The sequence below is a fragment of the Amycolatopsis orientalis DSM 40040 = KCTC 9412 genome (genome assembly GCF_000478275.1).
Classification (GTDB): Bacteria; Actinomycetota; Actinomycetes; order Mycobacteriales; family Pseudonocardiaceae; genus Amycolatopsis; species Amycolatopsis orientalis.
Window position 1 is genome coordinate 58391 of the sequence record NZ_ASJB01000080.1, and the last position, 26706, is coordinate 85096.

Below are 26706 nucleotides of genomic sequence, written 5' to 3' on the forward strand. Positions count from 1 at the left end.
GTGACCATTTTTCCTTTAGGGGCAAGAAAATTGCCCGATCGGGCACTGTGATCCATTCCATCGGCTTCACCGGTGTTCGTATGGTTCCGTACAGTCATGCGCTGTGCTAGTTTGTTTTCGCCATTAACAAAGTCGGCGCTCTTCATGCAGGTCAGCCGATCGGGACGGGGTCGCACCCCCGCGAGGGAGTAGCGCAGAAGCATGGCCGAACGAGCCGATTTCGCGCTGGGGACGGTCGAGGCGACGGTGGTCGGGCAGGCGCTGGGCGTCGATGTCCGATTGTTTCCTTTGCGCGTCCGCAACACTTCGATCGATCCGGAGCGGTACACCGCGGTCATCCAGAAGGTCTACACCGATCTCGAACAGCGCCGCCTGTCGATCAACGGCGAGCTGAACCCCGCCATCCGCACCGCGTTCGCGCTGCTCGCGAACCACCGGATCACCGTTTCGGTCAACGGCATCGACGGCCTCGGCCAGGACATCGCGGTCCTCACCATCACCGACGGCGCGCAGGCGCTCGGCATCACCCAGGCGCACGGGGACGACCTCCTGCAGTTCGCGCTTTTCGCGGACGAGGAACTGGTCGAGGTGCTCGCCGGTGTCCTGCCCCGGATGCCCGCCGCGTCGACCGGCCGCCGCACCCTCGTGCAGAAGGAGGAGCGCGCCGTCTCCGCGATGACCGCCCGCCGTCAGGCCGAGGCGGAATTCGACGAGGAGGAGACCGACGCGTTCGGCAACCTTCAATTCACCGGCGTCGTCCGCGCGCGGCCGGAGCCGGCGGAACGGTCGCGCGGCGAGGAAAGCGACGTGGCGGTCCTGGAGCGGGTGCTGTCCGGGAAACGTCTCGGCGGCGGGCACATCATCGTGAGCGGGATCGGCCGCCGCGGCGAACGGCTCCGGTCGACGCCGCTGAGCTGGCTCGACACCGAAGACGGCCGGTACCTGGTCTGGACCGAGACCGACGAGACCTCCGGCGCGGTGATCGGGCATTACGACCCGGCCAGCCGGTCCGGGGTGGCGAACGCCATCCGGGACGCCATCGCGGACATCTACTGACCTGCTGAATCCGGCGAGAGGATCCACTGGTGACCGAGGAAGCACAACCGGTCCAAGCGAAGCTGGCCGACGCCATGCCGATGAAGGCGGCGACCCGGATCGGGCTGGAAGGCACGCGGCTGCGGCAAATGGCGAAGCAGGGCAGCTTCGCCGTCGACGAAAGCACCGGCGAGGAGATGATCCGCTCCCTCCAGGGCGTGATCGACAGCCTCGAAGAACGCTGGAGCGCGCTGACCAAGCTGCAGCAGTCGCCGCCGATGAGCAACACCGCCACCGCGCGCTGGGTGTCCGGGCATATGCAGGGCACCGCGACCGACGCACAGGGCCTGCTCACCCAGCTGCAGGCGGCCCGTGCCGAATTCCCGGCCTACGTCGAGGCGATCGAACTCGCCAAGCGGAACTACCGGGAGCGGGACGAAGAGAACCAGCGCACTTTGAAGCGGATCGACACTGAGATCTAAGTGGCTGTCAGCGGAGCAGTAGACGTGCATCGAAGCAACCAGGCACCCGAACCCGCCGCGGCCGAAGGCCCCGCTATCGCGGTGGCAGGGCGCCCTGCCCGTCATCGTGACGTGAATGACCAGGCCAGCGCCCTGCCGACGCCGATCGCGGACGCGGGTTCGCCAGATTGAAGAGGAGAGACCCGTGACCGACTCCACGGAAAAGACCACGAAGGTCTCCGATCCCGCCTCCAAGGAGTACGACCCGGACAGCCCGTTCTACGACGTCACGGCCGACTCGTCGTCCCCGTACTACGTCGGGCCGCTGGCGGACAAGGCCGCGTCCGGTGACGAGATCCGGGCCGGTGCGGCCGCGGGGACCGATCTCCTGTTCAACCTCCTCGGCTGGGGCGACACCGCGCTCAACGGCTTCAAGGACAAGTTCACCCAGCAGATGTACGAGAAGCAGCTGGAGAACGCGCGGCAGGGCCTCGACAAGGACCTCGAGATCCGCAATCCCGGCCAGCCGCCGTCCACGGTCTGGGGCAACGCCACCCACGAGCAGATGCAGGCAGCGATCGCGGACAACGCGGATTCGGCCGCGGTGGCCGAGACCTCCGAGGAATGGGTCCGGGTCGGCAACGACCTGGCGATGCACCAGCGCAACCTGGCGAAGGCGATCAACGCGAGCACGGCCAACTGGCAGGGCGAAGGCGGCGACGCGGCCCGCGAGCACCTCGCCGGTGTCGGCAAATGGCTCGGCTCGACCGCGAACGGCGCGACGCTGACCGGACGGCAGCAGCAGATCCACTCGCAGACCCTGAACGAGACGCAGAAGCAGATGGCGGCGAATCCGCCGGTGGCGTTCAGCGTGCAGGAGGCCAACGCCAACCTGCAGACGATCACCGACCCGCAGCAGTACATGTCGCAGCTCGGGAAGGACCTCGAGACCTTCAAGAAGCAGCAGGACGCGCGCGACCGCGCCGCCCAGGTGATGACCCAGTTCGACAGCACGGTCGGCTCGGCGATCGCCACCCCGGCGTTCCCGCCGCCGCCGAAGCTCCCGACGGCGCAGGCGACCAGGCAACTGGCGGGTTCGCCCGCCGGCGGTGGCGCGGGCTCGCCCGACCACCTGCTGCGCAACCCCGACGCGCTCCAAAATCCCGACGGGACACAGCGGCCCAGCCCGTTCAACGTGGGCTCGAACGGCGGGGGCTCGAACGGCGCGGGCCCGGACGGCATCGCCGCTTCGATGGACGGGACGCCGCAGGGCGGGTCCGGCGGTCCCGGCGGCGTGTCGCCGTTCAACTCGCCGAACGGTCCTTCCGGCGGTCCCGACGGCGGCATCCCGGGCAGCGGAATGCCCGGCAGCGGCGGTCCCGGTTCGCACCAGACCATGCCCGATATCCGCATCCCGGACGGTCCAGGCGGTGGCGAGAGCTACCGTCCCGCGGCGACGGCGGGCCCCAACCTGCCGAACCTGCCCAAGATCGACGACGGGACGCACACCACGGGCTGGACCCCGCCGAGCCCGCAGTCGTTCAACCCGCCTCCGGTGCAGATGCCGACCATCCCGGACGGCGGCCCGCGGCCCGGCGGTGGCCTGCCGTACACCCCGCCGAACATCACGCCGCCGAACATCCCCATCCCGAACCGGCCCACCGGCGGACCGGGACCGGTCATGCCGAAGATCCCGCCGATCGGGAACACCGGGGGCTTCAGCGACAACATCGGCCGCAGGCTCGGTGGTCCGCCGCCGATCCCGGAGGGCGGCTCGTTCAAGGGCACGCCGTACAACCCGCCCAAGCTCGGCATGCCGAACCTCCCGGGCGGCGGCAGCGGTGGTGGCGTCGGCGGTGGCGGCGTCGGCGGGATCGGTGGCGGCGGTACCGGTGCGGGTGGCGCGGGTGCCGGTGGCCTCGGTGGCGCCGGCCGTTCGACCGGCTCACTCGGGATGGGCGGTGCCGCGGGGGCGATGGACGCCGAAGCGGCCGCGTCCAGGGCGGCGGGCTCCGGTTCCGGCAAGGCCGGCACCCCCGGTGCCATGGGCCCGATGGGCGGCGGCATGGCGCCCGGCGGCAAGGGACAGGGGCAAGAGGACAAGGAACACAAGGTCGCCGACTACGTCGAATCCGACGACCCGTCCTTCTTCGCCGCCGATGAGATCGTGGCCCCGCCGGTGATCGGCGACTGGAAGAACAAGGACTGGAAGTGACGGCTTCGTTCGAGGTCGATCCCGACGACCTGACCGCGCACGCGAGCCATCTCGAAGGGCTCGTGGACCGGCTGAACACCGCGCACGGCGCCACGGGTTCGGCGATGTCGGCGGACGCGTACGGTCTGCTGTGCGCGTTCCTGCCGCCGATCGTCAACCCGACCGGCGAACGCGCGGCCGAGGCGATCAAGGCGGCCGCGGAAGGGATCCAGACGACGGCGGACAACATCCGCACCGCCGCGAAGTCCTATGTGGACGGTGACACGACCAACGCGGAACCGTTCCAGGCGGACTTCAAGGCATTGGACATCGGAGGAAAGCAGTGACCGGCGCGAACGGGCTCGGGGAGCTCATGCGGGACCCCGACGAGGCTCAGCGCAAGCTGGACCAATGGGCCGAGGGGCTGCAGAACAAGGCCGAACGGTACGCGGCCGCCCAGGAGCGGACGGAGCAGCTGCGACTGACCGCGTCCAGCCAGGACGGTGCCGTCAAGGTCACCGTCGGCGCGGACGGTGGCGTGACCGACCTCGAATTCGGTGGCAAGGCCAGGACGTACCCGCTGGCGGAGCTGTCCCGGCAGATCCTCCAGACCATGCACCAGGCGCAGGCCGGGATCGCGAACCAGGTCGCCGAGGTCATGCAGGAAACGCTCGGCGACGAGGACCAGGAGACCCGGTCGCTGATGATCGGCACCCTGCGCAGCCGCTTCCCCGAGATCGAAGAGGAAGAGCCGCCGGCGAGCACTCCGCCGCCGTCGTCGTCCACCGACGCCCCGCCACCGCCGCACACTCCTCGCGAGAAGCGCCACGAAGCCCCCGAGGACGAGGGCAATTCGCCCTGGTGAGTCCGTCGTCCCTGAATCGCGAAGAAGGTCCTTGTGGGTAACCCGCTGGTCGCCGAGGTAAAAGACTCGACGAAGGCGTACACCGGCTCGTCATTGCTGGAGTCGGCGTTCGATCTGAAATCGGCCATCGAAAGCGGCGACTGGGCGTCGGTGGCGCTGGGCGCGGTCGGGACCGCGCTCGACGCGTTGTCGATGGCGATGGACCCCTTCGGCGCGATCCTCGCGAACGGCGTCGGCTGGCTGATGGAGCACGTCGGCCCGCTCAAGGAGGCGCTCGACGCGCTCACCGGCAACGCCGACGAGATCGCCGCGAACGCCGAGACCTGGAAGAACATCGCGACCGAACTCGGCGAGGTCGGCGCGGATCTGGCCGGGATGGTCTCCGCCGACCTGCAGAGCTGGACCGGTGTCGCGGCCGACTCCTACCGCGGCCGGGCCAAGGACACGGTCACGCTGCTGGACGCGGCGAAGGCGGGTTGTGAAGGCGCCTCCAGCGGAGTGAAGACGGCGGGCGAGGTCGTCGCCGCCGTACGCGCGCTGGTGCGCGACATCATCGCCGAGCTGATCGGGCACATGATCAGCTGGGCGCTGCAGGTGCTGTTCACCCTCGGCATCGGGCTGACCTGGGTGGTCCCGCAGGTGGTCAACGCCGTGGCGAAGACCGCGAGCAAGATCGCGAACCTGACGAAGAAGACGGTCAAGGCGCTGCAGGCGCTGATGCCGCTGCTGAAGCGGGCGGACGACCTGTTCGCCGACGCCGCCAAGGCGCTGAAGAAACTGCAGCCGGGCAAGGGCGCGCCCTCGCCCAAGCCGAACAAGCTGGACGAAGGCACCACGCCGAAGGGCGGCCCCGACGGTCCGAAGGGCGGCGGTGACGGCACGACACCGTCCGGCTCGCCGCCGCCGAAACACGATCCGCCGCCGCCCCCGCCGAAGTCGGATCCGCCGCCACCGCCGAAGAACGAGACACCGGACGGATCGACCACGCCGTCGGGCTCGCCGCCCCCGCCGCCCAAGGACCGCGGCGCCCCGAAAGCCGAGGGCGACAACCGGATCAAGGACAAGAACAACGATCCGGGGAATGCCGTCCCGCCCAAGAACCGCAACGACTGCGGCGACCCGATCGACGTCGCGACCGGCTCGATGATGCTGACGCAGGACGACGTCGTGTTCGCCGGGGTCCTGCCGATGACCCTTTCGCGGACGCATCTCTCGTCTTATGGGCTCGGCCGGTTCTTCGGCACCTCCTGGGCGTCCACTGTGGACCAGCGGATCGAGGTCGAGGACGACGGGTTGCATCTCGCGCTCGCCGACGGTTCACTGCTGACCTATCCCATCCCGGTTTCCGAAGCCCCGGTCTATCCGGCCTTCGGTCAGCGTCTCCCGCTGTCCAAAGTGGACGATGGTTACGTCGTGACCACTCCGGACGGTGTGCTGCTCTTCTCCGGAACCGGGGACACGCTTCCGCTGCGCGCCATCGCCGACGGCGACGGACACCGGATCTTCGTGCACTACGACGACAACGGCGTCCCCCGCGAGCTGGCGCACACCGCGGGATACCGCCTGCGCATCGAGTCGAAGGACGGCCTCATCACCGCGCTTCGGCTGCCCGAAGCGGAAACCGCGCTCCAGACCTACCGGTACGACGAGCGCCGCCGTCTGGTCGAGATCACCGACGCGGCCGGGATGCCCCTGCGGTTCACCTACGACCCCGCGGGCCGGATCGTGCGCTGGGAGGACGTCAACGGCCGCTGGTACCGGTACGGTTTCGACTCCGAAGGCCGCGTCGTGCGCGCACAGGGCACCGACGGTGTCCTCGACGTCGACATCGAGTACGACCGGGAGAACCTGGTCACCTCGGTCACCAACTCGCTCGGGCACGTCACCCGCTACCAGCTCGACGAGCTGCACCGGGTCGTCGCGGAGACCGACCCGCTGGGCAACACCACCCGCTACGAACTCGACCGCTTCGGCAAACTGCTCAGCCGCACCGACGCCTTGAGCCGCACGACACGCTGGGAAACCGACGACGAGGGCAACGTCGTCGCCGTGACCCAGCCGGACGGTGCCCGCGCGCTCGCGGAGTACTCCGGGCTCAACCGGTGGACCAGCATGACCGGACCGGACGGCGCGATCTGGCGCCGCGAGTACGACGAGCGCGGGAAGCTCGTCCGCACCACGGATCCGACCGGCGCCACCACCACCTACGGCTACGACGAGGCGGGCAACGTCGCGGTCGTGACCGACGCGCTCGGCGGCGTCACGCTGATCGAGTCCAACGCGGCCGGGCTGCCGGTCGCCGTCACCGACCCGCTCGGCGGGGTCACGCGGTACACCTACGACGAGTTCGGGCAGACCACCTCGATCACCGACCCGCTCGGCGGTGTCACCCGGACGAAGTGGGACGGCTTCGGCGAGATCGCCGAGCAGATCGACCCCGACGGCTCCGTATGGCGCTGGAACCGCACCACCGAGGGATATCTGGACGAAGCCGTGGACGCCCGCGGGCTCACGGTGCGCACCGAGTACTCGCAGTTCGACCTGCCCACCGCCGAAATCGGCCCGGACGGCGATCGACTGTCCTATGTGTACGACACCGAGCTGCGGCTGGTGGCGGTCACCAACGAACACGGCCTTTCCTGGCGCTACGAATACGATCCCGCCGGGAACCTGATCAGCGAGACCGATTTCAACGGCCGCACCACCCGCTACGGCTACGACGCGGCCGGGCAGCTGGTGCTGCGCGCCAACGGTCTCGGTCAGACGGTCGCCATCGAGCACGACGCGCTCGGCCGGGTCGTCGGCCGCCGGGCGGGCGACGACGTCGCCACGTTCACCTACGACGCGGCCGACCGGATGACCTCGGCGCGCAACGCGCATTCCGAAGTCACCATCGCCTACGACGCGCTGGGCCGGGTTGTCGCGGAGTCGCTCAACGGCCGGGTCGTCCGCTCGGAGTACGACGCCATCGGCCGCCGCATCGCGCGGCGCACCCCGTCGGGCTCCGAGTCGTTCTTCGCCTACGACGCCGCGAACCGCCCCGTCGCGCTGCGGACCGCCGGACGTACCGTGCGCTTCGAGTACGACGCCTCGGGCCGTGAAGTGCTGCGACGCCTCGACGGCACGCCGGTGGAGCTGCGCCAGGGCTGGGACGCCGCCGACAGGCTGACCTCGCAGACCGTGTCCGGCGGGCGGGGAGTCGTCCAGCATCGCGAGTACGGCTACCTGCGGGACGGGCTCGTCTCGTCGATCTCGGACCTGCTTTCCGGGCCGCGTTCGCTGAAGCTCGACCGCGCGGGCCGCGTCGTCGACATCCAGGGGCAGGGCTGGCGGGAAAGCTACGGCTACAACCTTTCCGGCGCGATCACGCAGGCGGGCTGGCCGGGCGCGGATCCCGCCGTCGGGCCGCGGCACTACCAGGGCACCCTGATGACCGGCGCCGGGCAGACGTCGTACCTGCACGACAGCGAAGGCCGCACGATCGCCCGCCGCAAAGCCGGCCGGGACTGGACCTACCAGTGGAACTCCGACGACCGGCTGACCGGCGTCGTCACCCCCGACGGCGAGCGGTGGCTCTACCACTACGACGCGCTCGGACGGCGGATCGCCAAACAGCATCTCGACACCCAGGGCCGGATCCTCGAACAGATCGACTTCACCTGGGACGGCGCGAATCTCGCCGAGGAGATCCGGGGCGGCACCGTCATCGCCTGGGACTGGGAGCCCGGCACGGACCGGCGGCCGATCACCCAGATCGAACGCACCGCCGGGCACGACGTCCGTTTCCACGCCATCGTGACCGATGTCGTCGGCTCGCCCAGCGAACTGCTCGACGAATCGGGCAACGTCGCCTGGCATCTGCACACCTCGTTGTGGGGCAAGGTGCTTTCGCCACCGGGGCAGGCGTACACGCCGTTGCGCTTCCCTGGTCAGTACCACGACCCGGAAACGGGACTGCACTACAACTTCAAGCGCTACTACGACCCGGACACCGGGCGGTACCTCTCGCACGACCCGCTCGGTCTCGAACCGGCGTCGGACTCGCTGGCCTACGTCGGCAACCCGACCGACATGATCGACCCGCTGGGGCTGGCGCCCACGAAACCGCAGAAGGGCACTTGCGGCAAGGGCCGGGCAGGCGGCGGCAAGACGAAGTCCCCCGGCAACCGCGTCACCAAGCCGAAACCGACGCCGGGGCCGAAGAAGCCGCGGCGCCCGCCGCAGAGCTACCTCGACGGCACGCACGGCGCGAAGACCCGTGAGCAGAACCGGCTCACGGCGAAGTACGACAACGACCTCAAGAACGACGGCCGGGAGAAGGTCTCCGGCGACTCCCACGAGTCCGAGCATCCGATCCCCTACGAGGCGATCGGCCGCGGCAGTGGCGGCGCGCGGGGTGCGAGCCACGAGCAGAAGGACCTGGAAAACCACGCTTGGGCGTATCAGGAGGCCAAACCCGCGCACAAGTCGCACATCGGCACCGGCATGAAGGGCGACCAGGACCTGACGGAAGGTTCGAAGGACCCGAGCGCCTTCAAGAACAGCCAGGCTTATCGCGACTCGGAGCGCAACGCGCTGGAGAACGGTGACCCGAACACGGCGATCCAGCTCAACCAGCTCGACTACGCCTTCCGTGACGGGTTCAAGAACACCAACAACACCCTCGACGGCAAGATCGCGGACGACTCGTATCACAAGATGATCGACGACGCGCACGCCAGCGGTAAGGGCCTCACGTATTCGACCGGGCCCGGTACGTCCACGACCACCCCGCCGTTGAGCAGCCACGACGTCAAGGAACTGCACATGACCCGGGACACCATCCGGGACGGCGAGTGGCCCGAGGAGATGAAGCGGCAGAACCGCGAGACCTACGAACAAGAAGTCGATCGGATCCACGAAGAGACGTACAAGAAGCCGACCAAGGAGGACTGGGAAAAGCTGGAAGCCGGGGGCTTCGGGCCGCTCGACACCGGCAAGAAGGACCCCAACGCGATGGACGTCGACTGACCGGTCGCGTTTCGTCCTCTGGATGCGGTACTTGCGCGCGCAAGGAACGCATCCAGAGGACTAAATGCGGCACCCTCAGGCGGCGGCGAGCGACACGACGCGGTTCCGGCCGTTGTGCTTCGCCTGGTAGAGCGCGGAGTCGGCGACGTGCAGCAGCCGCTCCAGGACGGTCCCGCCGGACGGGTAGACCGCGACACCGATCGAGACCGAAAGCCCGCGCACGGTGCGCGGTCCCGAAGCCGTCGCGACTTCGACCTCGATGTCCATCACCGCCCGCCGGACCCGTTCGGCCACGGGGATCACCTCGGTCTCCGTCGCCCCGGGCAGCAGCACGACGAACTCTTCGCCGCCGAAACGCCCGACGGAGTCGTAATCGCGGACGTGTTCGGTGATCGTCTCCGCGACCACCTTGAGCACGACGTCGCCCGCGAGATGGCCGTAGACATCGTTGACCTGCTTGAAGTGGTCGAGGTCGAGCATCAGCACGCCGAGTTTGCTCTTGGTCCTGGCCGCCGACGAAAGCTCCCGCTCGCTCAGCAGATGCCACGCGTGCGCGTTGAGCACCCCAGTCTTGCCGTCGATGTTCGCCGCGATCTCCAGTTGCCGCACCAGCACACTGCGGTGCAGCACCAGCACCGGCAGCAGGACGAACGGGACGAGCGCGGGCGCGTGCACGATGCACAGCGCGGTCGAGGCCCCGAGTACCAGCGTGGTGACTTCCAGCAGGTTGTCGTCGCCGGTCCCGAACAACGACCTCAGCGACCGCCCGCCGGTGTGCAAGTAGACCGAAAGCGCCACGATGAACGCGTTGGCCACCGTGAACACGGCCGCCGCCTCGACGATCCGCAGCGACCCGGTGAATCCGGCCGGCAGTCCGTTCCAGCCGGCGACGATGACCCCCGCGGCCAGGCAGGAGAGCACGATCGCCGCCGCGCAGTACACCACGCGGTAGGCCGGGCGGTGGCTCATCCCCCGCCACACCCGGAGCCAAAGATGCAGGTAGATGGCCAGGCCAAGGGTGACGGCGAGGCCGGGTGGCAGGACGAGTACCCCCGCGAACGTCCACACCGAGGTCATGTTGATATGTGGCCGGTCACAGAGGGTACGTCGTAAACGTTCCACCGAACGGGAAAGCTCGGCCTGGACGAACGCGAGGCCGAGCAGTGATCCAAAGCGGACTAATTCCGTGTTCTCATAGTTCGACCAGAGCAGCGCGATGACCGCGACCGCCGCCGCAAGTCCTTCCACGACAAGAAAAACCGCAGGTACGCCACGTGGTCCGGACCATAACTCCCACTGTCCGACCCAGGCTCTCAGACGTGTACCGGCCCCTTCTCCGGCGAGTTCCGTATCCCCCATAATCATCGTCACCGGTCCCCCTTCCGTACGTATTTCAATGTATCCGAGGTAGTACTGAGGGTGGTTCGAGTTCAATTCCGGAACACACAGATGGAGCAGTGGGAGGGAGGATCATCATGAACGGTCGCGAGGACTGATCCCATCGATTCAGCCGGTCCGGCTCCCGGCCGGGAGCCACATATCGGGGCCGGTGGCGATGGCGCGTTTCCACGCCATCGCCATCGGGCCCGCCGAGGCGACGGCGACCACCGCGGCCACGCCGACGGCCACGAACGGACCGGTCAGCTGGGCCAATCCACCCGCCAGCATGATCCCGATCCCTTGTACCGTCACCAAACTCGTCGAGGTCAGGCCCATCACCTGCGCCCGGACGCCGTCCGGCACGGCGCGGGCCATCAACGCGACGGCCTGCAGGTGGTACGGCGCCGCACAGGCCCCGCTCAGCCCGATCAACGCGAGGCAGACCGGCAGCGGAGGGCGGAAGAAGACGAACAGCAAAGGAACGACGGATGCGATGGCGAGAATGCCGACGATACGTGTTTTCCGTCGTGCCGGAACCCATTTCGTGAAAATCCACGATCCAATTACCGAACCGACCGGATCGGCCGCGAGAATGAGGCCGACCGCGAAACTCCCGGCCCCGAGTCCCTCGGCGAGCGGCGCCGCGAGCCCTTCCGGCGCGATGGCGAATCCGGCGAGCATCTTCAGCCCGAACAGGACGCGGATTCTCTTGCCACGCCACAGTTCCCGGGCCCCTTCACCACTGAAAGCCCGTGCCAGCCTGCTTTTCACCGAGGATTCCGTGACGGCGGGCGTCCGGCGACGGACCCCTGTGGACACGAGCAGCGCCGAGACCACAAAGGTCACCGCGTCGATCACCAGTCCCCCCTGGGGTTTCACCAGGCCGATGACCAGTCCGCCACCGCCGAAACCCGCCAGCTGTGCCGTTTGGATGGTGATCGTGCGGACCGCGAGACCGGCGACGTAGCGCTCTCCCGAGAGGACATCAGGGAGCAACGCGAGCTGCGCCGCCCGGAACGGTCCGCCCGCCATGGTCAGGACCACCAGCAACCCGGCCAGTACCGGCAACGGCGTCCCCGGTACGGCCATCAACGCCGCGAGCGCCGCGCGCAGCAGATCGCAGACGATCATCACCGTCCGCCGCGAATACCGGTCGGCCAGTCCGGCGAACAGGGTGCCGCCGATCAGCGTCGGCAGGTACGTCAGCCCGTAGGTGAGCCCGGTCAGCCCCGCCGACGCCGTCCTTTCCCAGACCAGCACCGACAACGCGACCCTGGCCAGCTGGTCACCGGCCTGCGAAAGCGCTTCGGCCGCCCACAACGCCCGGAACTCGCCCACCGCGAAAGCGGCCTTGAACGTGGTGCCCCGAGCGGAATCCCCCTTTTCCATGAGCCCCTCCCCCTGGCTCACGGTAGTCGATCACTTCCACTGTGTCAGCGGCCATCCGGCCCACGACTTCGGTCAGTGTCCACTGTGGATGGACAGGTTCGCGTGGGCGACGGCGGCGCGGGCGAACGCCTGGACGACGGGATGCGGCCGGGTTCCGTCACCGGCGAGTTCCGGCTGGAACAGCGTGGCCAGGAAGAACGGATGGTCCGGCAGTTCCGCGATCCGCGCGTCGCCATCGCCGTCGAACCCGCTGAAGACGAGACCGTGCGCCACCAGTGTTTCCAGGTGCCGGGAGTCGAGACCGTACGAACAGTGGTAGCGCTCGACGGACCGCTCGGCCCCGAGGATCCGCGCCGCCAGCGTGCCCCGCGTGACGTCGACGGCACCCTCGTGCCCGACGAGCGAACACGCCAGCGGGACGATCAACCGCTCGTCCGCGTCCGGCGCGTTCTCCGCGTGCCCGATTCCGCCGAGCCCGCAGACGTTCCGTGCGAATTCCAGCAGGGCGTGCTGGAAACCGGCGCAGGTGCCGAGGAACGGGACGCCGTTCTCCCTGGCGGCGCGCACGGTGTCCACCGCGCCCGCTTCGGACCGGTAAGGACTGCCGGGTACCAGCCAGACGGCGTCGAAGCCGGTGAGGTCACCGACGGCGTCCGTCGGGATCCAGTAGGCGTCGAGTTCGAGGCCGTCTCGTTCGGCGAGGCGTTCGAAGAGCTTCGGGATGCGGACGTGGGAGCGGACGCCGTCCGAACGGTCGCCGACCAGGGCGACGCGGGCTGTCTGTGTCATGCGGCCATCCTGACCCGGAGAGCGAGTTCAGCACCAACGATGATTCATGCACTTTCCATAAGCGATACTGATGACCATGGAGACCCATCTGCTCCGTACCTTCGTGGCGGTGGCCCGCGGCGGCTCGTTCTCCCGGGCCGCGCGCGACCTCGGGTACACGCAATCCGCGATCTCACAGCACATCGCCGCGCTCGAACACGATCTCGGCACCGCGTTGCTGACCCGGCGGCCCGTCGCCCCGACCCGGGCCGGGGAGCGCCTGCTCGAACACGCTGGGCCGTTGCTGACCCGGCTCGACGCCGCCCGCGCGGACCTCGCCCGGCTCACCGCGGCACCCACCGGCCGGGTCCTCCTCGGGCTGACCCCGCTGTCGCTCACCGCCGAAGTCACCGCCGCCGTGCACCGCGGCACCGAGCTGCGCGTCCTCTGCCGCGAAGACGTCCTGACGGAGGTCGCGACCGGTTCACTCGACCTCGGGCTCGTCGACGGAATGGCCGCGCCGAGCGATCCGCTCTCCCTGCCGGACGTCGGACCGCTCACCACCACCGTCGTCGCCGAACGTCCGCTCGCGGTCGCGGTGCCGGTCACCCATCCACTGGCAGGCCGGACCGCCCGGCTGGCGGAACTCGCCGACGCGGGCTGGATCGACGCGCCGGACGTCGCGATTCCGTTGGAGCGCTTGAGGAAATCCGCCTCGACCGACGGATTCCGCGGCCGGCTGCGGTACACCGGGACCGACGTCCGCGGGCTGCTCGGCCTGGTCGCCGCCGGTCAGGGACTGGCGCTGCTCCCGGCGGACGTGCTCGACGGCGTGGGGACGCTTTCCCTGTCCTCGCCACGCGTGGTGCACCGCACCGAACTCGTGCACGGCGACCCCGGCGAAGGGGCCGCGCTCGCCGCGGCGCTGACGGGTCAGCGACCGGAGTTGTAGCCCATCATCCCCTGCGCCATTTCCATCGCCAGCGAGGTCGCCGTGGCGGGATCCATCATGTTCCGGATGCCGTCGGTGGTCTTGCCCGTCCCGAGATCGGACCGCGGCTGCTCCGGCGGGCGGGTCTCGGCGGGCGGCAGGGCGACGACCTGGTCCTTCGAGGCCTTCTTCTTGGCAGGGGCGGGCACTCGCTGTTTCACGGTGACCGGGACGTAGACGGTCACCGGGGCGGCCTGCGGCGCGGGCTGCGCGGCGGGCGGCTGCGGCACGGCCTGCTGCGTCGCGACGGCGGGCAGCGGCTCGGGCAACGCGGTGTCGTCGACCGGTTCGAGGGTGGCCGAGCCGGCGAGCCAGCCGATCGCGAGCAGCGCCACCCCGGCACCGCCGACCAGCCACGACCTGGCGCGCCGGTGGATGACGACGGCCTTGGGCCGCAGGTCCTTGTCGACGACCGGTTCGCAGACCGGGTTCCGGACCGGCAGCGGCTCGGGCTCGATCTCGTTCTCCGGGCTGCGCCGCCGTTTCGGCAGGCTCGCGGCGATGATCCCCGTGCGGTCCAGCAACTCAACTGTCTCGACGGGCGCGGAGAACGCGGCGTCGGTCGACGTACGGCGCTGGGCGGCGCGCGGCATGGGGACCTCCGGAAGGGGAATCACGAACGTCAGCATTGTGGTGCATTTCCGACGCCGCCGTAAGTAATGCACCCCGATCGAGTTATCGCCGGCCGTCCCGGACCACGCAGGGTTACTCCGTTCAGAGGCTTCTCATTTCCGGAGAGCGCGCATGCCCACCCGTCCCAGCAGTGCCAACGGCCGCTGGTAAAAGGATCCGAGCACCCGGGGAATCGCGTCGATGACATAGGCGTCCCCGCCGATCAGGATCCGCGGGGTCCCCCGTTCGATACCGCGCACGATGGTCTGCGCGGCCTTCTCCGGCGTCGTCCTCGCGATCTTTTCGAATCCTTGCGCGGCTTTGCCGACGTCCCGCTGGACCCCGCCACGGGCGTCGCGGGCGATATTCGTCTTGATGCCACCGGGATGCACGCAGCTGACCTTGACCGGATACCGGGCGATCAGCATTTCCTGCCGCAGCGCCTCGGTGAACCCGCGCACCCCGAATTTCGCCGCGTTGTAGGCACTCTGCGTAGGCACGCCGATGAAGCCGAACACACTCGAAAGATTGACGATATGCCCGTCGCCCGAGGCGATCACCTGCGGCAGAAAGGCCTTCGTGCCGTTGACCACGCCGCCGAGATTGATCCCCATCAGCCAGTCGTAGTCGTCCCAGGTCATTTCCTCGACTGTCGCGCCGAGCGCCACCCCGGCGTTGTTCACCACGACGTTGGCGCCTCCGAAATCGGCGGCGACCTCCTCGGCGTGGGCGAGCACCGCGTCACGGTCCGCGACGTCCAGTCCGTACGCCTTCACCTCCGCCTTCGCGGAGACGGCCGCACAGAGCGCGACGGTTTCGCCCGCGCGAAGCGCGTCGACGTCGGAGAGCGCCAGCCGCGCGCCGCGGCCCGCCAGTTCGACCGCGAGTGCCCTGCCGATTCCCGAGCCCGCGCCCGTGATCACCACGACCTTGTCCGTGAACGACTTCATGCCCGCCCTCCGTCCACCCCAGACCGTTACCCGAAGTAACACATACTACGGGATCCGGCCCTCGCCGCTGTGAGCTTGCTGTGCGTTGATCGGTTCGGGCTGTGTTCGCGGACCACTTATGGTGATCTATAGCCAGGACAGCCGTGGATGAGCGAAAGGAAGGCGATGCGCCGCGCCCTGTTGCTCGTACTCTGTGTCGTTCTGACCGGTTGCTCCACCGCGTCGAACCCCGCCGAGACCGCCGACGAAGACACCGCCGCCACCGTGCAGGTGGAGGGCGCCCCCGCCGCGCCGCGGTACAACCCGGCGATCGGCGCGCTCTTCGCCGACGGGACGCATTACTGCACGGCCAGCGTCGTCCACAGCGGCCCGGGGGACCTCCTGCTCACCGCCGCTCATTGCCTCCACGACGGCGAAGGCGGCGAATACGCGTCGGGGATCTCGTTCGCGCCCGGCTATCACGACGGCGTCGCGCCCTACGGCTATTGGGACGTCACGAATCCGCAGGTTCCCGCCGGCTGGGCCGATTCGTCCGATCCTGATCTCGATGTCGGGTTCGCGACCGCGCATCAGGCGGGTAACGCGAAGACGCTCGAAAGCGTCACCGGCGCGAACACCTTGCTGGCGAGCGGCGGTTTCGCCCACACCATCACGCTGACCGGTTATCCCGACGCGAGGGAAACGCCGATCGTCTGCCACGGCACCAGCAGCCAGGCCGACACCTACCAGATGCGCGTCGACTGCGCCGGTTTCACCACCGGCACCAGCGGCGGCCCGTGGGTGGTCGACGGCGACCCGGTGACCGGGCTCGGCACCGTCGTCGGCGTCATCGGCGGCTACCTGTACGGCGGGGACGATCCGGACACGTCCTACAGCAGCTACTTCGACACCGACGTCGCCACCTTGTACCGGAAGATGGACGCACGGGGATGATCTCCCCATGAGCATCCACGACGTGCCGATCACCGGCGAACCGATCCGCCTCGGCCAGTTCCTCAAACTGGCCAACCTGGCCGAGGACGGCTCGCACGCCAAAGACCTCCTCGACGCCGAAGAGGTCACCGTCAACGGCGAGGTGGAGGTCCGGCGGGGCCGTCAGCTGACGAACGGCGACGTCGTGGAGGTCGGCGGCGAAGGCGGCCGCGTCGTCCTGGCCTAGCGGCCCTGAAGCGGGGGCAGCCGCAGCGCCCTTGCGAGTTCCTCGAGTTCGCGGTGCACCGGCTCGTTCAGCGGGACGCCCAGCGCCTGGCACTGTTCGAGGTACTGCGCCTCACGCCAGCCGGGATAGCGGACCGGGGTCCCGCCCTCCCAGCCGAGCAGACTCCCGAACAACGCGCTCGCGGCCTTGTAGAAACCGTCCGCGCTGCGCAGCGTCGTCGGCGCGATGGCCATCACCATGAGGCCGGTGTCGTGGTCGTGATCGCCGACGCCGGACAGCACCCCGGCGAAGATCTCGACCAGCAGGGCGAAGCCGGCCACCGCGGCGCTGTCGACGTCGGCCAGTGTGTCCAGGTCGAGGACGAATTCGGGATAGGCGCCGGCGGGGGCGGCCATGCCGAGCGGGTTCGCGGCCGTCCCGCGCTCTCCTCCCGCCGCCATGACGAGCCCGATCATGGTGTGCGGCAACGCCCTCGCGGCATGATGCCCGGCGCGACCGAACGGCCCGACACCGCGGACCGACATGAGCCCGACGCCGTACCGGCCCGCCCGGGACACCGCCCGGTCCATCGCGTCGCCGACGGCCCACAGGCCCGGAGCGCGGCGGTAGTCGATCAGGGCGGCGGCGCCGCGGTCGGCGATCATCAGCGGTTCGGCCCGCGGCCGGACCAGGCCGTCGGCCAGCATCGGCAGATGCACCCGGGTCAGCTCGGCGACCCCGGATTCGGGGGTGCCGGTGAGATCGCCGTGGCACAACGCCTCGGCGGCCATGCGGGCACGTGACCACGGCAGATCGTGCGCGGTGAAGACCTCGGTGACGAGGTCGATCAGGGCGTCGATCGGGACACGCTGCCAGACCTGTTCCGGTATCGGTGAGGGGTCGGCCGGTTCGGGAGTCGGCTCGACAGGGGCACGGCGAAGGGAGCGGGGTCTGAGGGGCACTCCGCCGAGACTGCCCAAGCGCGTTTTTCGGCGTCAACGAACCGGGGCAGCTTCTAACCGACTGTGTGATCGAAGCCCCCGGAAGCGTCGGTGGGCGGACGTACGATCGGGGCATGTGCCGGAACATCACCACGCTTCGAGGCCTGGAGCCGGCGGCGACGCCGGAAGAGATCGAGGCCGCCGCCCGCCAGTACGTGCGCAAGGTGACCGGGGTGCAAACCCTCTCGGACGCCACGCGCGAACCGTTCGAGGCCGCCGTCGCGGAGATCACCGAGATCACCGAGCGGCTGCTCTCCGCACTGCCCGCGCGCCGTCAGCCGCCGCCGACGGTGCCGCCGCTGCGCCGTCCGGAGGTCCAGGCGCGCATCGCCGCGAAGGCCGCGAAGACTCAAGCGTCCTGAAGCCGGCTCCGGCGGTTACGGTGTGCCGGTGACCTACCCGCAGGACCCCTACGGTCAGCAGCAGCCCTACGGCCAGCAGCCCTATGGTCAGCCGTACCAGCAGCCGGGTTACGGATACGGCCCGCCGATGCCGCCGCAGGAGCAGGGCCTGGCGATCGCGGCGCTGGTCGTGTCGATCGCCAGTCTGGTCGTCTGCAGCGGGCTGCCGTCGCTGATCGGCGTCATCATGGGGCATATCGCGCACTCGAAGGCCAAACGCGGTGAGGCGGGCGGTCAGGGGATGGCGCTCGCGGCGATCATCATCGGCTACATCGGCGTCGCGATCGTCGTCGGTCTCGTGCTGCTGTTCGTCGTCATCGGCATCGCGACCGACTGGGACTTCGACTAGATCCGAAGCTTTCTCCGCATCGGCCGTCAGATACCCTCGACAGCGGTAGCGTGTCCGAGCGGCCGAAGGAACATGTCTTGAAAACATGCGAGGGCTCTGTCCTCCGTGGGTTCGAATCCCACCGCTACCGCCAAACTTCCCTCACGGGGTGACCGGCGGCAGGCGGGGAAGACCGTCGATCTCCGAAAGGTGATCGAGTACCCGCCCGAAAGCCTGCCCCAGCACCTGCTGCTCTTCGGGGCTCAGCAAGTCGATCAGGTGCTCCCGGACCCCCTCGACGTGCGTCGGCGCCGCGCCCTTCAGCAGTTCGGCGCCACGTTCGGTCAGCTCCGCGACGACACCGCGTTTGTCCGCCGGGTCGCGGGTGCGGCGGATGATGCCCTCGGCCTCCAGCCGGACCATCTGATGCGAAAGCCTGCTCTTGGTCGAGCCGAGCATGCTCGCCAGCTCCGACATCCGCATCCGGTCGTCGGGCTGGAGCGAAAGGCAGACGAGGACCTCGTAGTCGGCGAGGGTGACATCGTGACGCTCGGCGAGTTCGCGATGCAGACGCTGCCGTAACCGCATGGTGGCGACGATGTACGAGCGCCAGGCGACCATCTCGGACTCGGACAGCCAGCGCACGTTCTTCTGCTCCACCGCCATCCACGCAGGGTAGATCCTTGATCGCACGGGGCGCATACCCACCGGTCACATTCCGGTCCCTGAAAAATCCGGCGCGACATTCGCCCGAAGGAGGGTTACGAAAAGGTTGAGACTCGGCGAGAAAAGGCGCATTCTGCTTGTCAGCGGATGGTCGGGCAAGTATCGGGCGAACCGTAGGAAGGTCGCCGGACCTGCCCCCAGCCGGGAAGGGTCAGGTGGTGGTATGGCGGGTGATTCTCGCGGTTGACCGCCTGCTGTGTCCCCGCGACCGGAACGGAACGAACCGGGCCGGCCGCGACTGTGAACAGCGACGAGCGCGGGCATCTTGAGATGCGCTCGACAATTCTCGCGCATTCGGCGTCACTCGAGCCTGTTTCGGGTTTGCGGCCTCTTCGACCGCCTCGGCAGTGCCGGACGCCGGCCCGCTGATCGCGGCCGACCGACGATCAGAACAAGACAACCTCGGTAGTTCTGGGTGCGGCCACCCTGTGTGGCCGCACCCAGGCATATCCGGGCCTCTCCGGCTACGCTTCCCCCGTGCGATTCGACGAAGGCGCGGGCCTGGACACCTCCGAAGTCGAGGACCTGCGCGGCGGCGGTGGTGGCGGTATCGGTGGCCGGGTGGCGCTCGGCGGCGGCGGGCTCGGCGTGGTCGGCCTCGTCATCTACTTCCTCATCTCCCAGTTCGGCGGCGTGAGCCTGAACCCGTCCTCGGGCGGGCTCGGCGGTCTGGGCGGCGTGGGTTCCGGACAGCAGGTGGACAACACGTCGCTGTCGCAGGAATGCAAGACCGGCGCGGACGCGAACAAGAAGCACGACTGCGCGATCGTCGCCATCATCAACTCGATCCAGGACTACTGGGGCGGTGAGTTCCAGCGGTCCGGTTCGACCTATCGCAAGGCCGTCACCAACTTCTTCAACGGCGGCGTGAACACGGCCTGCGGCAACGCGACCTCGGACGTCGGGCCGTTCTACTGCCCGGGCGACTCGGAGGTCTACATCGATCTCGGGTTCTTCAACGAACTCCGTACCAAGTTCGGCGCGCAGGGCGGCCCGTTCGCCGAGGCGTACGTGCTGGCGCACGAGTACGGCCACCACGTGCAGAACCTGACCGGCGTCTCCAAGAAGGGCACCGGAAGCGGGCCGACGTCGGGATCGGTGCGGCTCGAACTGCAGGCCGACTGCTACGCCGGGGTCTGGGCGAACCACGCGACCACCACGCCGACCGAAACCGGACGGCCGCTGATCAGCGAGATCAGCCAGGAAGACATCAAATCCGCGCTCGACACCGCTTCGCGGATCGGCGACGACTACATCCAGTCGAAGCTCGGCGGCGGCCGGGTCGACGAATCGAAGTTCAGCCACGGGACGTCGGCGCAACGGAAGAAGTGGTTCACCACCGGTTTCCAGACCGGCCAGCCCACGCGGTGCGACACCTTCGCGACCAACAACCTCGGCTGAGTCCGGTCCCGAACGCCAGGAAAGGACCTTTCCTTGCGAATTTCGCAAGGAAAGGTCCTTTCATGGCAGCTTGAAGTGACTACTCGGCGACCGTGGCATGGTGGTCGTCGGCCTGGACCGAAGCCGTCATGCTCCGCTGCGCGGACCGCTCGGCCGCGCGCAAGGCCGTGGCCTTCGCGGCCTTGCCCGCCGGGACACCGTTGATGTTCTCGGTGCTGGTCGCGTACACGCCCAGCGCCCAAGCGACGGCGTCGGAGTTGCGGTCGAGCGCGACGCGGTCGACGTTGCCGAGGTTGTCGCAGGCCTGGTGGTAGCACTTGTCGTAAGGAACGTTGGCGCTACCGCCCCACTTCGCCGCCTGCGCCGCGGTCTTCACGCCTTCGGCGCCGGTGAACAGGCCACCCGCCGGGATGCCGACCGCGATGAACTGGCCGTAGTCCGAACGACCGGTGAAGTCCGTGCCCTCGACCGGGACGCCCTTGCCCTTCTCGAGGTAGTCCACGAGGGTCTTCTCGAGCTGCGCGGAACCGTACGGACCGGCACCCGCGCCGACACCGTCGGAGTTGTCACCGTCGTAGGCGAAGTACGCCGCGTTCGGCGAGCCGATCATGTCGTAGTTGAGGTACAACGCGATGTCGAGCTGCTGCTCGAAGCTCAGCGAGTTGACGTAGTGCGTCGAGCCGACGAGCCCGAACTCCTCCGCGCTCCACCAGCCGAAGCGGACGGCGTTGTTGGCCTTGGGCTTGCTGCCCAGCTGCAGCGCGGTCTCCAGCAGCGCGGCGGAACCGGTGCCGTTGTCGTTGATACCGGGGCCCTCGGTGACGCTGTCGAGGTGGGCGCCGAGCATCACCACGTTGTCCTTGCGGCCGGTCTTGGTCTCCGCGAGGACGTTGTAGCTGGTCCGCGCCTCCTGGAAGGCACGAAGGTCGAGGGTGACGGAGACGCCGTTCTGGGTGGCGAGCGCCTGGCCGTCGGCCTGGGTGATGCCGCCGGTCGGGATCTTGCCCGCGGCCGGGTCGCCCAGGGTGCCGTTGACCGGGCCCGGGACGTTGTTGTAGACGATCGCGCCGACGGCACCCGCCTCGGCGGCGGTCGCCTGCTTCTGCGCGAAGGAGCAGCCACCGCGCTGGATCAGCGCGATCTTGCCGGTGACCCCGCCGGCGTAGTCGGCCGCCTCACAGCCGCTGGTGGCGTCGACCGGGACGACCGCGAGCGGGGCGGTGATTCCGCCGGCGGGCGTCGACGGGCTGTAGGACATGATGATGATCGGGACGTCGGCGCCCGCGACCGTCAGCTTCTCCGCGAGGGTTTCCGCGTAGGTGAAGGGGAATTCCTGCCGGGTGACCGTGAAGCCCGCCTGCTCCAGCTTCGTGGCGACGTACTCCGCGGACTTCTTGTGGCCTTCGGTGCTCGCGGCGCGGCGCCCGCCGTTCGCGTCCGAAATCCGCTGCAGCGCGATCAGGTGCCGGTTCACGTTGGTCCCGCTGACCTTGTCGACGAGTTGCTTGGCCAACGCCGGTCCGTCGAGGGCGGGGGCGGCCGTCGCCGCGGGAGCCATTCCGACCGTGAGCGCGGCGGTGGCCGCCACCACGATCGAGGGAACAATGCTTCTTCGCGAATATGACATGGGCGTCACCTTTGTGTGGTTTGTGCCACAGGTCAACCGACGTTCGGCGGACTTTATGACACCGGGATAGGGTCGGTTGTATGTACGCGATCACCATCCGTGAGCCCGGCGATCCCGATGTTCTCGAATGGACAGAGGTGGCCGATCCGGTCGCGGGCGAAGGCGAAGTCGTCATCGACGTGGCCGCGAGCGCGGTCAACCGGGCTGACCTGCTGCAACGCCAAGGGCTCTACCCTCCCCCGCCGGGTGCCAGTGAAATCCTCGGCCTCGAATGTTCCGGCACTGTCGTGGAAATCGGCGAAGGCGTCGAAGGATGGCGAATCGGGGACGAGGTTTGTGCTTTGCTCGCCGGTGGCGGCTATGGGCAAAAGGTCGCCGTCCCGGCCGGACAACTGCTTCCGCTTCCCGCCGAAGTCGAATTGCTCGCGGCCGCCGGATTACCCGAAGTCGCGTGCACGGTTTGGGCGAATGTGGTGATGCACGCGCGGTTGTCCGAGGGCGAGGTGCTGCTCGTCCACGGCGGAGCCGGCGGGATCGGCACGCACGCGATCCAGGTCGCCAAGGCGCTCGGCGCGACGGTCGCCGTGACCGCCGGGTCGGAGGAGCGGCTGGAGAGCTGCCGCCAGCTCGGCGCCGACATCGCGATCAACTACAAGGAGCAGGACTTCGTGGAGGTCCTGCGCGCCGAGACCGGCGGCGCGAACGTCGTCCTCGACAACATGGGCGCGAAATACCTCGACCGCAACATCGACGTGCTCACCATGGACGGGCGCCTCGTGATCATCGGTCTGCAGGGCGGGGCCAAGGGCGAGCTGAACATCGGCAAGCTGCTGGGCAAACGCGGCAGCCTGTACGGCGCGGGCCTGCGGGCGCGGCCGCTGGAGCAGAAGGCGGCGATCGTCGCCGACGTCCGCGAACGGCTGTGGCCACTGGTGGAGCAGGGTTCGGTGAAGCCGATCGTCGGTCAGGTCGTGCCGATGGCCGAAGCGTCGTCCGCGCACCGCGCGCTCGAAGACGGCACGGTCTTCGGCAAGGTGCTCCTCGCTGCCAAGTCCTAGCTAGCGGATCTCTTCCAGCACCCGGACGAGCTGATTGACCTCGAAGACGTTCGAGTAGTGCGCGAGGCCGATCCGCACGGCGCCGCCGACTTCGGCGGCGCCCAGCGAGCCGAAGACACCGCTGGTGCCGTCGTCGGCGAAGGCGCAGAGTCCTTGGGACGCCAGGTACTCCGCGACCTCGGGCGCCTTCTTGCCCGCGACGGCGAACGCCAGCGCGGGGATCCTGCGCATGGCGTCGCCGATGACCATGACATGCCGCAGTGAACGCAGCTCCGTCGACAGCTGCGCGAGAAGTCCCGCGTGGTACGACTTCGCCGAGCCCAGCGACGTCACCAGCCGCTCGCGCCGCGATCCCATCGCCGCGTCGTCCAGACCGGCCAGATAGTCGATCGACGCGATCAGGCCGGCCAGCAACGGATACGCGTGCGGCCCGAGCTCCATCCGGGCCGGGCCGCGCGCGGCCGGGTCGAGCGAGACCGACGGCAGGCGTTCGAGCAGCTCGGGGTCGCGGAAGACCAGCGCCCCCACCGACGGCCCGCCCCAGGCCTGCGCCGAGACCACCATCACGTCGGCGCCGAGCGCGTTGAGGTCCAGCGGCACGAACGGCGCCGCGTACGTCGCGTCGACGACGACCAGCGCGCCGACCCGTTTCGCGAACTCGATCACCGTCGGGACGTCGGGCCGCGTACCGACCGAACCGGAGGCCAGCGTGACCGCGACGGCCTTGGTGCGCGCGGAGACGAGGTTCTCGTACTGCCAAGCGGGCAGCTCGCAGGTCTCGATGTCGATCTCGCCCCAGCGCACGACCGCGCCGACCCGTTTCGCGGCGCGGCGCCACGGCGCGAGATTGGCCTCTTCGTCGAGCCGGGAGACTACGACCTCGTCGCCGATCGTCCAGCGGTCGGCCATCGCGTCGACGAGACGGCGGATGAGATCGGGCGCGTTGGGTCCGAGCACGACTCCGGCCGGGTCGGCGCCGACGAGATCGGCGACCGCCCGGCGAGCGGCCGTGACAATGCTCTCCGCACGCTGGGAGGCCGGAAACGCTCCACCCGGCCCGGACACCGGAGCGCGCATGGCCGTGGATACGGCCGAAGCGACCTGTTCAGGTACGAGCATTCCGGCGGCGCCGTCGAAGTGAATCCAGCCGTCACCCAGCGCGGGAAACAACCCACGGATACGAGCGACGTCGAACGCCATGGGGACACCGTACGGACGTGCGGTTTGGCGTTTTACCCGGGGTTGGGTGCCCGACCACGGGGCGCGACGATTCCCGCTACGCTCGGAGACGGAGCCGAAAACCACACTGCGCTTCGTGCCCGACGTAGGCCAGGATGGAGCACATGACCGACCCAGTTTCCCGTGAATCGACCACCCCCGGCGACGGCGGCGACTCCTCGCCCCACGTGGTGGTCGTCGGTCCCGACGGCACGCCGGTCGGCACCGCGCGTCTCGCCTCGTCCGCTTCCGGCGAGGAGGCGCAGCAGGAGGAGTCGCTCGGCGACCTCGTCGAAGAACCCGCCAAGGTGATGCGGATCGGCACGATGATCAAGCAGCTGCTGGAGGAGGTCCGCGCCGCGCCGCTGGACGACGCCAGCCGCACCCGGGTGCGCGAGATCCACCAGACCTCGATCCGCGAGCTGGAGCAGGCGCTGGCGCCGGAACTGCAGGACGAGCTGGAGCGGCTGGTCCGGCCGTTCACCGAGAACTCGACGCCGTCCGACGCCGAACTGCGGATCGCGCAGGCGCAGCTCGTCGGCTGGCTGGAGGGGCTGTTCAGCGGCATCCAGACCGCGCTGTTCGCGCAGCAGATGGCCGCGCGGGTGCAGCTGGAGCAGATGCGCCGCGGGCTTCCGGCCGGGCCTTCCGCGGGCGGCGCCGCCCTGGGCGGGCACGGAGCCGGCGGCGAGTCGCACGGGCCGGGCCAGTACCTCTGACTTCCCCCTCACGCGTGCCTTTTTCATCCTGGGGTTCAGAGTGTGGGTGTCGTGAGTGGTAAGTGTCGTTCTAACGACACTTACCACTCACGACCCAGAGCTTTCGGGCCCGGCGGCTTGGGGCGGTGGCTCTGAGTGGCCCGACCGCGCAAGTAGTCGACTACTTGCGACGGACTCGCAGACCAGGATGCAAACGGCGCCATGAAAGGTCCTTTCCTTGCAAAATTTGCAAGGAAAGGACCTTTCATGGCACGGACGGGTCACCGCAGCGGCCGGAAGAACGCCCGCAGGTCGCCGATGAGCAGGTCCGGCACCTCCAGCCCGGGGAAGTGACCCCCGCGGTCCGGAGTGGACCAGTGCACGATGTGGTCGGTGCGCTCGGCGAGATGCCGGATCGGGAGCCCGGTGTCCTTCGGGAACACGGCGACCCCGGTGGGCACTGTGGACACCGGCGGCTCCTCGCCCCAGGCGCCACCCAACGTGGCGTAGATCCGCGAAGACGAGTTCGCGGTGCCCGTGAGCCAGTAGAGCATCACGTTGGTCAGGAGATCGTCGCGGTCGATCGCGTCCTCGGGAACGTCACGCGAGTCCGAATAGGACTTGAACTTCTCCACCAGCCACCCGAGCTGTCCGGCCGGTGAGTCGGTGAGCCCATAGGCAAGCGTTTGCGGCTTGGTCCCCTGGATCATCGCGTAGCCCAGCTCGCCGTCCTGGAACTCCCGCCCTCGCGCCAGCGCCGCCTCGCCACGCGCGAGTTCGTCGCCGGTGAGCCCGTCGAGATCTGCCTCGCTCCTGGGCACCGCGTGCGGCAACATCGTCAGGTGCGCGCCGATGACCCGCCCCGGGCAGCGGACGCCCACCTCGCGCGACACGATCGCGCCCCAGTCGCCGCCGTGCAGCCCGAACCGCTCGTACCCGAGCCGCGACATCAGCACCGGCCAGGCGTCGGCGATCCGGCCGGAACCCCAGTTCGCCTCGGTCGTCGGCCCGGAGAAACCGAACCCCGGCAGCGACGGCACGACGACATGGAACGCGTCCTCGGGATCGCCGCCGTACGCACGCGGGTCGGACAGCGGACCGATGACGTCGAGGAACTCCACAATGGACCCCGGCCAGCCGTGCGTGAGCACCAGTGGGATCGCGTCCGGTTCCGGTGACCGCGCGTGCAGGAAGTGGACGTTCGCGCCGTCGATGTTCGTCAGGAAACCGGCGAAGCCGTTGAGGCGCTCCTCGTGCGCGCGCCAGTCGTAGCGGAGGCGCCAGTACTCGACGAGGTCCTGGAGGTAGCCGAGCGGCGTGCCCAGTCCCCAGCCGACGCCGTCGATCTCGTCGGGCCAGCGCGTGTTCGCCAGGCGGGCGGCGAGGTCGTCGAGGTCGCGTTGGGGAACGGCGATCGTGAACGGCGAGAGGGTCATACGGACGACGGTAGGGAGG

General features: G+C 68.9%; 24 protein-coding genes and 1 tRNA gene. 15 read left to right on the forward strand and 10 right to left on the reverse strand.

The genetic code is table 11. The features are described 5' to 3' along the window. Positions 1-201: 201 nt before the first annotated feature. From L324_RS28115 to L324_RS28140, 6 genes are all read left to right on the forward strand, one after another. Positions 202-1056: an ESX secretion-associated protein EspG gene (locus tag L324_RS28115; protein ID WP_037315241.1), complete on the forward strand. Its 855-nt coding sequence runs from the start codon at positions 202-204 to the stop codon at positions 1054-1056. 74 nt (positions 1057-1130) lie between these two features. After that, positions 1131-1517: a hypothetical protein gene (locus tag L324_RS28120; protein ID WP_418189837.1), complete on the forward strand. Its 387-nt coding sequence runs from the start codon at positions 1131-1133 to the stop codon at positions 1515-1517. A 184-nt stretch (positions 1518-1701) separates the two neighbouring features. Beyond that, positions 1702-3711 carry a hypothetical protein gene (locus L324_RS42875; protein ID WP_037315250.1) on the forward strand — a complete coding sequence of 670 codons (2010 nt, stop codon included), beginning with the start codon at positions 1702-1704 and terminating at the stop codon, positions 3709-3711. Then, positions 3708-4037, forward strand: coding sequence for a type VII secretion target (locus L324_RS28130; protein ID WP_037315259.1), 330 nt, complete (start codon positions 3708-3710; stop codon positions 4035-4037). Before L324_RS42875 ends, L324_RS28130 begins: the two co-directional genes overlap by 4 nt. Further along, on the forward strand, positions 4034-4555 hold the full coding sequence (locus L324_RS28135) for a YbaB/EbfC family nucleoid-associated protein (RefSeq protein WP_037315262.1): 522 nt from the start codon (positions 4034-4036) through the stop codon (positions 4553-4555). Before L324_RS28130 ends, L324_RS28135 begins: the two co-directional genes overlap by 4 nt. Positions 4556-4588: 33 nt before the next feature. Continuing rightward, on the forward strand, positions 4589-9565 hold the full coding sequence (locus L324_RS28140) for an RHS repeat-associated core domain-containing protein (RefSeq protein ID WP_037315273.1): 4977 nt from the start codon (positions 4589-4591) through the stop codon (positions 9563-9565). Between the two features lie 75 nt (positions 9566-9640). Here the strand turns inward: L324_RS28140 and L324_RS28145 are convergent, their stop codons facing one another. The 3 genes from L324_RS28145 to L324_RS28155 form a co-directional block, all read right to left on the reverse strand. Next, positions 9641-10813 carry a GGDEF domain-containing protein gene (locus L324_RS28145; protein ID WP_235783670.1) on the reverse strand — a complete coding sequence of 391 codons (1173 nt, stop codon included), beginning with the start codon at positions 10811-10813 and terminating at the stop codon, positions 9641-9643. A 258-nt stretch (positions 10814-11071) separates the two neighbouring features. Next, the gene (locus L324_RS28150; RefSeq protein ID WP_037315283.1) at positions 11072-12334 is read right to left on the reverse strand and encodes an MFS transporter; all 1263 of its coding nucleotides are present in this window, start codon (positions 12332-12334) and stop codon (positions 11072-11074) included. A 72-nt stretch (positions 12335-12406) separates the two neighbouring features. After that, positions 12407-13123, reverse strand: coding sequence for a CTP synthase C-terminal region-related (seleno)protein (locus L324_RS28155; protein ID WP_037315289.1), 717 nt, complete (start codon positions 13121-13123; stop codon positions 12407-12409). Positions 13124-13193: 70 nt separating this feature from the next. Here L324_RS28155 and L324_RS28160 point away from each other — a divergent pair, with 70 nt between their 5' ends. Then, positions 13194-14054, forward strand: a complete 861-nt coding sequence (locus tag L324_RS28160; protein ID WP_037315294.1) for a LysR family transcriptional regulator — start codon at positions 13194-13196, stop codon at positions 14052-14054. Here the strand turns inward: L324_RS28160 and L324_RS28165 are convergent. Together L324_RS28165 and L324_RS28170 are read right to left on the reverse strand one after the other, a co-directional pair. Next, positions 14036-14686: a hypothetical protein gene (locus L324_RS28165; RefSeq protein ID WP_235783671.1), complete on the reverse strand. Its 651-nt coding sequence runs from the start codon at positions 14684-14686 to the stop codon at positions 14036-14038. The genes L324_RS28160 and L324_RS28165 overlap by 19 nt on opposite strands. Before the next feature lie 132 nt (positions 14687-14818). Next, complete coding sequence (locus L324_RS28170) at positions 14819-15655, reverse strand: SDR family NAD(P)-dependent oxidoreductase (RefSeq protein ID WP_037315297.1); 837 nt, start codon at positions 15653-15655, stop codon at positions 14819-14821. Positions 15656-15820: 165 nt separating this feature from the next. Here L324_RS28170 and L324_RS28175 point away from each other — a divergent pair, with 165 nt between their 5' ends. After that, the gene (locus tag L324_RS28175) at positions 15821-16588 is read left to right on the forward strand and encodes a trypsin-like serine peptidase (protein ID WP_037315300.1); all 768 of its coding nucleotides are present in this window, start codon (positions 15821-15823) and stop codon (positions 16586-16588) included. Positions 16589-16595: 7 nt separating this feature from the next. Next, positions 16596-16814: an RNA-binding S4 domain-containing protein gene (locus L324_RS28180; RefSeq protein ID WP_005149665.1), complete on the forward strand. Its 219-nt coding sequence runs from the start codon at positions 16596-16598 to the stop codon at positions 16812-16814. Here L324_RS28180 and L324_RS28185 read toward each other — a convergent pair. Beyond that, positions 16811-17755, reverse strand: a complete 945-nt coding sequence (locus L324_RS28185) for an Ldh family oxidoreductase (RefSeq protein ID WP_235783672.1) — start codon at positions 17753-17755, stop codon at positions 16811-16813. The two genes, L324_RS28180 and L324_RS28185, sit on opposite strands and share 4 nt — an antisense overlap. A gap of 113 nt (positions 17756-17868) precedes the next feature. Between L324_RS28185 and L324_RS28190 the strand changes: the two genes are divergently transcribed. The 3 genes from L324_RS28190 to L324_RS28200 all read left to right on the forward strand — a co-directional run bounded on the left by L324_RS28190 (position 17869) and on the right by L324_RS28200 (position 18677). After that, positions 17869-18156: a DUF2277 domain-containing protein gene (locus L324_RS28190; protein WP_037316517.1), complete on the forward strand. Its 288-nt coding sequence runs from the start codon at positions 17869-17871 to the stop codon at positions 18154-18156. Between the two features lie 28 nt (positions 18157-18184). Next, positions 18185-18544 carry a DUF4190 domain-containing protein gene (locus tag L324_RS28195; RefSeq protein WP_037316520.1) on the forward strand — a complete coding sequence of 120 codons (360 nt, stop codon included), beginning with the start codon at positions 18185-18187 and terminating at the stop codon, positions 18542-18544. 44 nt (positions 18545-18588) lie between these two features. Then, positions 18589-18677: transfer RNA gene (locus L324_RS28200), tRNA-Ser, on the forward strand. An 8-nt stretch (positions 18678-18685) separates the two neighbouring features. Here the strand turns inward: L324_RS28200 and L324_RS28205 are convergent. Next, positions 18686-19189: a MarR family winged helix-turn-helix transcriptional regulator gene (locus L324_RS28205; protein WP_037315310.1), complete on the reverse strand. Its 504-nt coding sequence runs from the start codon at positions 19187-19189 to the stop codon at positions 18686-18688. A gap of 537 nt (positions 19190-19726) precedes the next feature. Here L324_RS28205 and ypfJ point away from each other — a divergent pair. Beyond that, positions 19727-20650 carry a KPN_02809 family neutral zinc metallopeptidase gene (gene ypfJ / locus L324_RS28210; protein WP_037315313.1) on the forward strand — a complete coding sequence of 308 codons (924 nt, stop codon included), beginning with the start codon at positions 19727-19729 and terminating at the stop codon, positions 20648-20650. A 79-nt stretch (positions 20651-20729) separates the two neighbouring features. Here ypfJ and L324_RS28215 read toward each other — a convergent pair whose 3' ends face one another. Next, complete coding sequence (locus L324_RS28215) at positions 20730-22277, reverse strand: M28 family metallopeptidase (protein WP_173426412.1); 1548 nt, start codon at positions 22275-22277, stop codon at positions 20730-20732. Between the two features lie 80 nt (positions 22278-22357). Here L324_RS28215 and L324_RS28220 point away from each other — a divergent pair, with 80 nt between their 5' ends. Beyond that, positions 22358-23335 (forward strand): NAD(P)H-quinone oxidoreductase, encoded by a 978-nt coding sequence (locus tag L324_RS28220; RefSeq protein ID WP_037315316.1) that lies wholly within the window; start codon positions 22358-22360, stop codon positions 23333-23335. On the opposite strand, the gene L324_RS28225 is transcribed toward L324_RS28220, so the two are convergent. Beyond that, entirely contained in the window at positions 23336-24535 is a 1200-nt protein-coding gene (locus tag L324_RS28225) for a cysteine desulfurase-like protein (RefSeq protein WP_037315320.1), read from the reverse strand. Between the two features lie 134 nt (positions 24536-24669). On the opposite strand from L324_RS28225, the gene L324_RS28230 reads away from it, so the two are divergent. Next, complete coding sequence (locus L324_RS28230) at positions 24670-25272, forward strand: bacterial proteasome activator family protein (protein WP_037315327.1); 603 nt, start codon at positions 24670-24672, stop codon at positions 25270-25272. A 260-nt stretch (positions 25273-25532) separates the two neighbouring features. Here L324_RS28230 and L324_RS28235 read toward each other — a convergent pair whose 3' ends face one another. After that, positions 25533-26687 carry an epoxide hydrolase family protein gene (locus L324_RS28235; protein WP_037315330.1) on the reverse strand — a complete coding sequence of 385 codons (1155 nt, stop codon included), beginning with the start codon at positions 26685-26687 and terminating at the stop codon, positions 25533-25535. Between the last annotated feature and the right edge of the window lie 19 nt (positions 26688-26706).

Coding starts and splice junctions, on each gene's coding strand:
- L324_RS28115 (WP_037315241.1), top strand. CDS start 202: ATGGCCGAACGAGCCGATTTCGCGCTGGGGACGGTCGAGGCGACGGTG.
- L324_RS28120 (WP_418189837.1), top strand. CDS start 1,131: ATGCCGATGAAGGCGGCGACCCGGATCGGGCTGGAAGGCACGCGGCTG.
- L324_RS28150 (WP_037315283.1), bottom strand. CDS start 12,334: ATGGAAAAGGGGGATTCCGCTCGGGGCACCACGTTCAAGGCCGCTTTC.
- L324_RS28155 (WP_037315289.1), bottom strand. CDS start 13,123: ATGACACAGACAGCCCGCGTCGCCCTGGTCGGCGACCGTTCGGACGGC.
- L324_RS28160 (WP_037315294.1), top strand. CDS start 13,194: ATGACCATGGAGACCCATCTGCTCCGTACCTTCGTGGCGGTGGCCCGC.
- L324_RS28165 (WP_235783671.1), bottom strand. CDS start 14,686: ATGCCGCGCGCCGCCCAGCGCCGTACGTCGACCGACGCCGCGTTCTCC.
- L324_RS28170 (WP_037315297.1), bottom strand. CDS start 15,655: ATGAAGTCGTTCACGGACAAGGTCGTGGTGATCACGGGCGCGGGCTCG.
- L324_RS28175 (WP_037315300.1), top strand. CDS start 15,821: ATGCGCCGCGCCCTGTTGCTCGTACTCTGTGTCGTTCTGACCGGTTGC.
- L324_RS28180 (WP_005149665.1), top strand. CDS start 16,596: ATGAGCATCCACGACGTGCCGATCACCGGCGAACCGATCCGCCTCGGC.
- L324_RS28190 (WP_037316517.1), top strand. CDS start 17,869: ATGTGCCGGAACATCACCACGCTTCGAGGCCTGGAGCCGGCGGCGACG.
- L324_RS28205 (WP_037315310.1), bottom strand. CDS start 19,189: ATGGCGGTGGAGCAGAAGAACGTGCGCTGGCTGTCCGAGTCCGAGATG.
- L324_RS28215 (WP_173426412.1), bottom strand. CDS start 22,277: ATGTCATATTCGCGAAGAAGCATTGTTCCCTCGATCGTGGTGGCGGCC.
- L324_RS28220 (WP_037315316.1), top strand. CDS start 22,358: ATGTACGCGATCACCATCCGTGAGCCCGGCGATCCCGATGTTCTCGAA.
- L324_RS28225 (WP_037315320.1), bottom strand. CDS start 24,535: ATGGCGTTCGACGTCGCTCGTATCCGTGGGTTGTTTCCCGCGCTGGGT.
- L324_RS28230 (WP_037315327.1), top strand. CDS start 24,670: ATGGAGCACATGACCGACCCAGTTTCCCGTGAATCGACCACCCCCGGC.
- L324_RS28235 (WP_037315330.1), bottom strand. CDS start 26,687: ATGACCCTCTCGCCGTTCACGATCGCCGTTCCCCAACGCGACCTCGAC.